The organism is Streptomyces sp. H39-C1 (assembly GCF_027158125.1).
In the GTDB taxonomy this organism is placed as follows: Bacteria; Actinomycetota; Actinomycetes; order Streptomycetales; family Streptomycetaceae; genus Actinacidiphila; species Actinacidiphila fildesensis.
Window position 1 is genome coordinate 26161 of the sequence record NZ_JAPVLS010000093.1, and the last position, 8102, is coordinate 34262.

5 protein-coding genes and 2 pseudogenes are annotated in these 8102 nt (G+C 69.3%); 5 read left to right on the forward strand and 2 right to left on the reverse strand.

Going from position 1 to position 8102, the window contains the following annotated elements:
• Positions 1 to 71 precede the first annotated feature (71 nt).
• Together O3W51_RS39360 and O3W51_RS39365 are read right to left on the reverse strand one after the other, a co-directional pair.
• Entirely contained in the window at positions 72 to 407 is a 336-nt protein-coding gene (locus tag O3W51_RS39360) for a hypothetical protein (RefSeq protein ID WP_138358094.1), read from the reverse strand.
• Between the two features lie 377 nt (positions 408 to 784).
• A pseudogene (locus O3W51_RS39365) lies at positions 785 to 1085 on the reverse strand (transposase); the annotation flags it as partial.
• A 425-nt stretch (positions 1086 to 1510) separates the two neighbouring features.
• On the opposite strand from O3W51_RS39365, the gene O3W51_RS39370 reads away from it, so the two are divergent.
• From O3W51_RS39370 to O3W51_RS39390, 5 genes and pseudogenes are all read left to right on the forward strand, one after another.
• Positions 1511 to 2797 (forward strand): hypothetical protein, encoded by a 1287-nt coding sequence (locus tag O3W51_RS39370; protein WP_269288659.1) that lies wholly within the window; start codon positions 1511 to 1513, stop codon positions 2795 to 2797.
• A 10-nt stretch (positions 2798 to 2807) separates the two neighbouring features.
• Positions 2808 to 3452 carry a hypothetical protein gene (locus O3W51_RS39375; RefSeq protein ID WP_269288660.1) on the forward strand — a complete coding sequence of 215 codons (645 nt, stop codon included), beginning with the start codon at positions 2808 to 2810 and terminating at the stop codon, positions 3450 to 3452.
• 622 nt (positions 3453 to 4074) lie between these two features.
• Positions 4075 to 5763, forward strand: a pseudogene (locus O3W51_RS39380) (DUF4331 domain-containing protein); the annotation flags it as partial.
• Positions 5764 to 5818: 55 nt separating this feature from the next.
• Positions 5819 to 6433, forward strand: a complete 615-nt coding sequence (locus tag O3W51_RS39385; RefSeq protein WP_187145231.1) for a class F sortase — start codon at positions 5819 to 5821, stop codon at positions 6431 to 6433.
• 13 nt (positions 6434 to 6446) lie between these two features.
• The gene (locus O3W51_RS39390; RefSeq protein ID WP_244808916.1) at positions 6447 to 7814 is read left to right on the forward strand and encodes a tetratricopeptide repeat protein; all 1368 of its coding nucleotides are present in this window, start codon (positions 6447 to 6449) and stop codon (positions 7812 to 7814) included.
• Positions 7815 to 8102: the final 288 nt, after the last annotated feature.

Consider the following 8102-nt stretch of genomic DNA (forward strand, 5'->3'; position numbering starts at 1 on the left):
GGCCACCCACGGCGGGAAACACACCGCGCGCTACTGCCCACCCTCGGGCTGCCAAAAAACAACCCGTGGTATCAGGCCTGTGCCGTAGTGGAGGGGTAGCGGGCCTGGTGCAGGATCCAGGCCAGCGGGCAGCCGGCACCAGGGCAGTAGCGGGGGGCTTGCTGCCAGATCCGCTCATAAGCGACCACAGCCCGGCCGCCACGCGCCTCAAGGTGCGGCTGCGCCGCCAGCACCGGCAAGGTCAGAGCCAAGAGACAGGACGCGCAGCCGGTCCAGAAGAGCACCCGCGGCAGCAGCGTGCAGTCGTGCGGCGCCACCCGTCCGGTGCCGAGTGCACCCAGGAGGATGCCGAGAAGACGAATAGTCAGCCATATTCCGCAGAACAGAACAGGCTCACCGGTGGCCATGTCGTTGAGCGCTGCATGCGGCTCCAGTACGCCCGGCGACTTCTGCCGTGCCCGCTCCTTCGCCAGTCGCTGCTTGATCGCCGCGGCGCGGGACTCTTCGTAACTCCCGCGGAAGGCGGGGCGTCGGTCTCAAGTTGGACAATACGGCTGTTCTACCAGCCACCCGTGCCTCCTCCTCGGTGGCGATCGAGTGCGTCGCCCAAAAACCGTTTGCCTGGGGCCGCAGTCGACGAAATTCTGAGGTTCGCTCCAGCAGTCCACTGGCGGCGTCGGGAATCCACTGGCGGCACTCGACACGTACCTGAGCTTCGAGGCGCTACCAGTTGAGCCTGGCTGACGCGTCCTTGCAGAGTGAGGGCGTCCGCGCGCCGGGTCTTCAGCTCGCTGAGCGGAGTCGGAGACCGCGCGTGAGAGGTCGAGCAGGCCAGCGTCATTGGGGCGGTGCAGGATCCTCTCGTGGAGCCGGCTCCACACTGCGGCCCGTGACCGCATCACGAATCGGCGGTGAGCCGTCGACCTCGACATCCCGAAACAGGGTGGCAACGCCCGCCAGGCGTATCCGCTGACCAGCACGTGGACGATTGCGGCGAACAGCGTCTCATCAGGCGTGTCCTGCGTCCCGCCGCCCTGCGGCCACACCTTCGACGGCGGGATCAGCGGCTCGGCGATCTCCCACAACCCGCCGGTGTCCTATCGGGCGTTCGGACGTTGGTCCGGGAAACGCGGTCCGGCGCCCGGAGCCAGCGCGATGGACCCACTGCATTGTCGTCCGACGTCAGGTGGGCCCCGAAGTCCAGGTGCAGCAGCGTGCCGCAGATCTGCTGGTTGTCCGCCAGGTGCGAGCGGAGCGCACATTACTCAGCCAGAACCGCGGGTCGCCAAGAGGACCAACCGACAGCAGCAGCGAACGAGGCAGGCCGCGCGCTTGCGATGCGGTGTCTTTCGGCCGTATATCCGGCCAACCGGTGTCCCAGGATCACTGGAAGATTCGTGGGGTACGGATACGGCTTTCCGGAGATCTCGACTGCGAGGGTTGGGGATCAAGGATGGATGCCGGGCAGGGGCTTCTTGTTCTGATGGGTTCGGGGGAAACCAGTCCCACGATGGTGACGTTGCACCGGGAGTTGGTGGCGCATCTGGAGCCGGGCGCCGAGGCAGTGATCTTGGAGACCCCGTACGGGTTCCAGGTGAACCGTGAGGACATCTCGTCGCGGGCCCGGGAGTACTTCCGGCGCAGCGTGGGGCTCGTGACCACGGTGATGGCTGATACGGACGCCGATGTCCCGGCGGAGGTCGACTCCGACACCCTGCACGATCAACTACACCGAGCCGCCTGGGTGTTCTGCGGCCCCGGCAGTCCCTCATACGCGCTGCGGCGGTGGCAGGAGCAGGGACTTGGACAGGCCCTGGCCGACCGAGTGCGGCGGGGCCGTGGGGTGACGGTGATGGCTTCTGCGGCCGCGTGCACGGTGGGGCTGGTCGCACTGCCCGTGTACGAAGTCTACAAAGCCGGGCACCCGCCGGTGTGGCTGGACGGCTTGGACCTGCTGGAGAGTCTCGGCCTTCCGGTGGCGGTGATACCGCACTACGACAACGCCGAGGGCGGTACACACGACACCCGCTTCTGCTACCTCGGCGAGACGAGGCTGGTCGCTCTGGAAAAGCACCTGCCAGGGGAAAGCGCCGTCCTCGGCATTGATGAGCACACCGCCGTCGTCATCGATCTCGGCGCCGGCAGTGCGCGGGTATGGGGCCGTGGAGTGATGACGGTCCGGCGCCGCGGGGCCGTCACGGTGATCCCTTCGGGCACCGTTGTGCCGCTGGACCGATTGCGGCGCCTCGTGGCCGGTATTGCGGCGACCCACTCGCCCGGACTCTGGGAGGCGACCGAGTCAGTCCAGCCTGATGCGCCATCGTCTGTCGGCGGGCCAGTCACCCTCCAGGAAGCCGTCACCGCCGCGGACACGCTCTTCGAGTCGGCGCGGGCGGCTCGTGACGCCGGCGGGATGGTGGCGGCAATTCTGCAACTGGAGGCGGAGATCAGCTCGTGGTCCGGCGACACGGAGGAGGACGAAGGCGGGCAGGAGTGGGCGCGGACGATCCTGCGCGGAATGATCCGCCAGCTCGTCGCCCCCGCTCAGCAGGGCATGGCGGAGCCGGAGCGCACCTTGGGCAGGGTCCTTGACCCGCTGCTCGACCTGCGCGGGGCCCTGCGGGCCCAGGGGGCCTACGACCTTGCCGACCGTCTGCGTACGTCCCTTGCCGCAGGCGGTGTACGGATTCGCGACGATGCCCGAAGCAGTCGGTGGCAGCTCCTGCCGGGTGACCACACCGCGGCGATCGGGGCGGACGAGCCCACCGGGCCTGCGGAGGTCCCTCCCATGACCTGATGCCTAAAACATGCAACTGCGACGTAGTGGCAATAGAATCGGCGGCGGGCCGCTTCAGCATCCCGGCGGCTCCCCCACGGTCCTGGAGTCGACGCATGGTTGCCTGCTTGCCGCCCTCCGCAGACGGGCACCGATGATGAGCCGGACGCCCGGCGCCGCGTCGACGCCCCCAGTCCTGGTCGAAGCGCTGCTACTGCGGTACGACGCGGTCACCGGCTTCGCGTACCGCCGTTTGCTGACCGCGCTCGGCCGGTCCTCGGCTCCTGATCGCGCGGCCCGCCGACTGGCCGGCCTTCCCGATGACGGCGACCACCACCTCGTGCACTCCACCAGTTGGCGTGCCGATGACGAGGGGGCCATCGTGCTGACCTACGTCGTCCACCCCGATCCCGACCCTGATCGTCCCGCGCGTCCTCTGGCGGATCCGCACACCATCGCCCGCAGCAACAGGACGGGCCATCCGGCGCCGCCCGACCTGACGGTCGATCATGTGGCTTCTCATGCGGTCAGGCATCTGGCGCTTCTGGAGAGCACCGACCCTGTGGTTGCCGCGTTCCTCGCGGCCCGGCCGCAGGCCCAAGACGCTCTGAGCCGGGTCAGCGCCCTTCTCGCGGGTCAGCTCCGATCAGCACCGACGTGCTCGAACCCGCGGTAGCCCGGGTGAACTCGCCGGGAACTGCCAGATCGTGGCGTCCACCTCGTCCCGAGGTGGCAAGCGGGCGGCGCTGATGCCGATTCTCGTTGACGGAGAAGTTGCCGAGCGGATGGACCTGGGCTCCGGTGGCTACCGGTGCCCCGCATGGGGCGGTGCGATGCCATGGGAAGGCCCTTCGGGAGCGGCAAGGTTGCGTGAGGTCCCGTCGCGCGGGAACGGCGCGCAGCAGCGGGGCCGCAGCCGCGCCCCGGTAGAAGGCCCTCTCAGGCGGCACGGAGAACCGGCTCGCCCCTGCGGCGGGCAGCGGTCACGGGTGCAGGATGCAATCTGATGGGGGGCCTGGGCCGACGGCCCGTCCGGCAGCAACCGGAAAGGGGGAGGGCCGTTCCCAAGCCGGCGGTGGGGCCCGGGCGGCCCCATTCGGCTCCGGCAGATTGCGGGAGCTCGCGACCCGTGGTGCTTTATATGTAGCTTAAGCCGCATTTCGGAATCCGTGGACGGCTGCCGCCGATGATCGGTGCGGTTGCCGCGTTTTTCGTTGCGGCCTGGAGTGTCCGCCGCTCTCCGCCGTGCTGACCCCGACCCGTGGGGCCGGTGCGGCCCCACCGGAAACGGATGGCCCATGCAGTCCTCTCCCCCCTCACGCCGAAAGCCCGCCCGCACCGCCGAACGCGCACTGGCCACTCTCGGCACCCTCACCCTGGTGAGCGCCGCCGCCCTCGCCGGCCTCACACCAGGCGTCAGCTCCGCCTCCAGCCACCGGGAGGCACCGCTGATCGCGGGTGACCCGAAGGCCGACAACACCGACGTCTACGCCTTCACCAGCCCGGACGACCCGGACACCGTGACGATGGTGGCGAACTGGATCCCGTTCGAGGAACCCAACGGGGGCCCGAACTTCTACCCCTTCGCCAACGACGCCCGCTACAACATCAAGATCGACAGCGACGGCGACGGCAACGCGGACACCACCTACACCTGGAAGTTCAGCGACCACATCCGCGACGACGCGAACCAGTTCCTGTACAACACCGGCGTGGTGAAGAACCTGGACGACCCGACGCTGAACTTCCGTCAGACCTACGATCTGACCGAAACCGACGCCCACGGGGCCACCAAAACGCTCCTCAAGGACGCCCCCGCGGCACCGTCGAACGTCGGCAAGGCCTCGATGCCCGACTACGCCTCGCTGCGCAAGCAGGCCACCGTCGCGCTGCCGGACGGCGGCCAGACCTACGCCGGGCAGGCGTCCGACCCGTTCTTCCTCGACCTGCGGGTCTTCGACCTCCTCTACGGAGGGGATCTGAAGGAGTCCGGCCACAACACCCTGGCCGGCTACAACGTCAACACCATCGCCATCAAGGTCCCCAAGAAGGACCTGGCACTGCACGGTGACGCGACCCGCAACCCGGTGATCGGCGTGTGGTCCACCACCGACCGTCAGGGCGCCGCGGTCACCGCACCCTCCTCCAAGGGCGGAGAGGGCAAGAACGGCAACAGTTCGAGCGACGACAAGGGCTCAGGAGCAGCGGTCGAGGACGGTATGCCGAAGCCCGACAAGGGCGGCGAGGGCGGCTGGCACCAGGTCTCCCGACTGGGCAATCCGCTCGTCAACGAGGTAGTCGTCCCGCTGAAGTACAAGGACGCCTTCAACACGCTGAACCCGTCCCAGGACCACACCGTGCAGCCGGTCGTGGACAAGGTCCTCGACCCGATCGTGCCCAAGCTCGTCCAGAGCATCTACGGTATCCCCGCGCCCGCCACCCCGCGCAAGGACCTCGCCGAGATCTTCCTCACCGGCGTGTGCAAAACCTGCGGGCCGATCAAGGCGGACCTCAACTCGCAACTCCTCAACACCGACGTCGACAAGAACAAGTTCACCCCGGCCGAGGAACTGCGCCTGAACATGTCCGTACCGGTGACCGCCAACCCGAACCGCCTCGGCGTCCTCGGCGGTGACCTGGGCGGCTTCCCCAACGGCCGACGCCTCAATGACGACGTCGTCGACATCGAACTGCAGGCCCTCGAAGGCGCCGCGCAAACCGGCAAGATCGTGCCGGCCCTCGCCGCTGGTGACGCCGTGGACACCCCCTACCGCCAGCCCGGTGCGACCTTCCCCTACGTCGCACTGCCCAACACCGCAGCGGTCAACCAGGCCGACTCCCTGCAGCCCGACGGCGGGATCGGTGCGGGTTTCGGCGGCACCGCCTTCCAGGACCTCCCGATCATGCCGGTGGCAGCCGCGGCCGGCGGCACGCTGCTGGCCTGCGCCGGCGGCCGGGCCATGCCCCCCCGGCGCACCGCCCGGGCGGGGGCGCCCCGCCCGCACCCGCTGGCTGCTGGCCGCGGCCGCCGTCGCCACCGGCATGGCCCTGGCCGCAGGCGGCAGCACCGCTCTGCTGGCCCGTTCCCTACGCCATCCCGCGCCCGTCAACGTCGGCACCCTGCCGATACCGCAGACCGCGACCGTGCCCGCACCGGCCACCCCAGCAGCCCGCCCAGTGGGGATCAGCATCCCGGGCATCGGTGTCCACCACTCCCTGACCAGTCTGCGGGTCCAGCAGGACGGCCACCTGGCCGTACCAGACGACCCCGACCAGGTGGGCTGGTGGAGCGACGGACCGCTCCCCGGCGACCCCGGCGCCGCGGTCATCGTCGGCCACGTCGACTCCGCCACCGGACCTGCCGCGTTCTACAACCTGTCCTCTCTTCGGCCGGGCGACCGAATAACCGTCGAACGCGCCGACCACTCCCAGGTCAGCTTCACCGTCCTGGCGCTGCGCGAGTATCCCAAGGACGCCATCCCCGACGGCCAGGTCTACGCGACCAGCGGCCCCCCGGCCCTACGGCTGATCACCTGCGGCGGTGACTACGACAGCCAGCAGGGCAGCTACCGCGACAACCTCGTCGTCTACGCCACCCAGACCACCACCGGGCCGGTTCACCCAACGATTCCTGCCCCTCCCCACCCGCAGCAGTGAACCGGAGTGCGCCGTGAGCGAGCACGACCCCCAGCCCCCCACCTTCCGGCGCCCCGCGCACCAGCGGCTCCTGCCGGCCGCCGTCGCCATCGTCCTGGGTGTCGGGCTCTTCCTCGCCGGAGGCCTCGGCCTGGCACCCTGGCCCGCCTCCTCCACCGGCCACAACGCAAGCTCATCCGCCGACGCCGGCCGCACGGCCGCCGATCCGCTCACCGCCCAGATCACCGGACTCCAGGCCCACCTACGGCACAAGCCCGATGACGCGACCGCCCTTGCCACTCTGGGGCTCGACTACGTCCAGCAAGCGAAGACCACCGCCGACCCCACGTACTACCCCAAGGCCGAAGCGGCTTTTCAGCGCTCGCTCACTCTCGAAAAGACGGACAACTTCACCGCGATGGGCGGCATGGCCGCCCTCGAAGCCGGACGCCACCACTTCAACCAAGCACTGGACTGGGCCCGACGAGCCATCGCCGTGAACCCGTACAACTCCTCGCTGTACGGCACACTCGCCGACGCCTACACCCAACTCGGTCGCTACACCGAGGCCGCCGACGCCGTCCAACGCATGGTCGACCTGCGACCCGGGGCGCCTTCGCTGTCCCGCGCCTCCTACGTGGCGGAACTGCGTGGCGACACCGCCACCGCCCGCACCGACATGCAGCGAGCCCTCAACGACGCCGCCGGACCGGCAGACCAGGAGTTCGCCCACTACTACCTGAGCGAACTCGCGTTCAACAACGGCGACCCGACCACCGGGCTCCGCGAGGCCGAGGCGGGTCTGCGGGCCGCTCCCGCCTCCACCTCGCTGCTCCAGGCAAAAGCCAGAGCCGAAGCGGCGCTGGGCCGCGGTACCGCGGCGATCGCCGATCTGACCCGGGCGGTCCAGCGCGTCCCGCAGCCCGAGCACGTTCTCCAACTGGGGGAGTTGTACCAGTCCCTCGGCCGCACCCGGGAAGCCGACCAGCAGTACGAGGTCTTCCGCGCCGAACAACGGCTCTTCGCCAACAACGGCGTCACCCTCGACTCCGACGCCGCACTCTTCGAGGCCGACCACGGCAACCGCGCCCGAGCCGTGACCATCGCCCGGCAAGGCCTGAACAGCCGCCCCTTCATCGACAGCCATGACGCCCTGGCCTGGGCCCTCCACGCCAACGGCCAGGACAGCGAAGCCCTCACCGAATCCGACCAAGCCCTCGCCCAAGGCACCCGCAGCGCACTGTTCCACTACCACCGCGCGATGATCCAGCGATCCCTCGGCAACCCGGCCGCCGCCCGGACCGACCTCACCGCAGCCCTCGCCATCAATCCCCACTTCAGCCCCTTGCAGGCACCCCTCGCCCACAAGGCTCTGATCACATTGACGAAGTCCTCGGCCTGATCTCCATGTCGGCAGGCACCGGCCCGGTGGAAGCCGGGAGTTGGCGCACCCAGGGCAGACCGTGATCGTCCGCTGCCACCACCCAGCGGGCGCCCAGCGCGCCAGTCACCATGCACCCGCCCAACTCTCACTCGCGGCATGACCCCTGTGTACGCATCCCAGACTCTGCTGGTCTATTCACGGTGGCGTGAGTGAGAGGCGGAGTGTGCTGAGGCGGGAGGTCCAGCTACCGCCGAGCGGGGTGCCGGTGAGCCAGGCGTCGATGCGGACGAGGTTGAGAGCCATCGC

What these genes read in the sequence shown, in the direction of transcription:
- O3W51_RS39360 (WP_138358094.1), bottom strand. Translation starts at nt 407, where the DNA reads ATGGCCACCGGTGAGCCTGTTCTGTTCTGCGGAATATGGCTGACTATT.
- O3W51_RS39370 (WP_269288659.1), top strand. Translation starts at nt 1,511, where the DNA reads ATGGTGACGTTGCACCGGGAGTTGGTGGCGCATCTGGAGCCGGGCGCC.
- O3W51_RS39385 (WP_187145231.1), top strand. Translation starts at nt 5,819, where the DNA reads ATGGCCCTGGCCGCAGGCGGCAGCACCGCTCTGCTGGCCCGTTCCCTA.
- O3W51_RS39375 (WP_269288660.1), top strand. Translation starts at nt 2,808, where the DNA reads ATGCAACTGCGACGTAGTGGCAATAGAATCGGCGGCGGGCCGCTTCAG.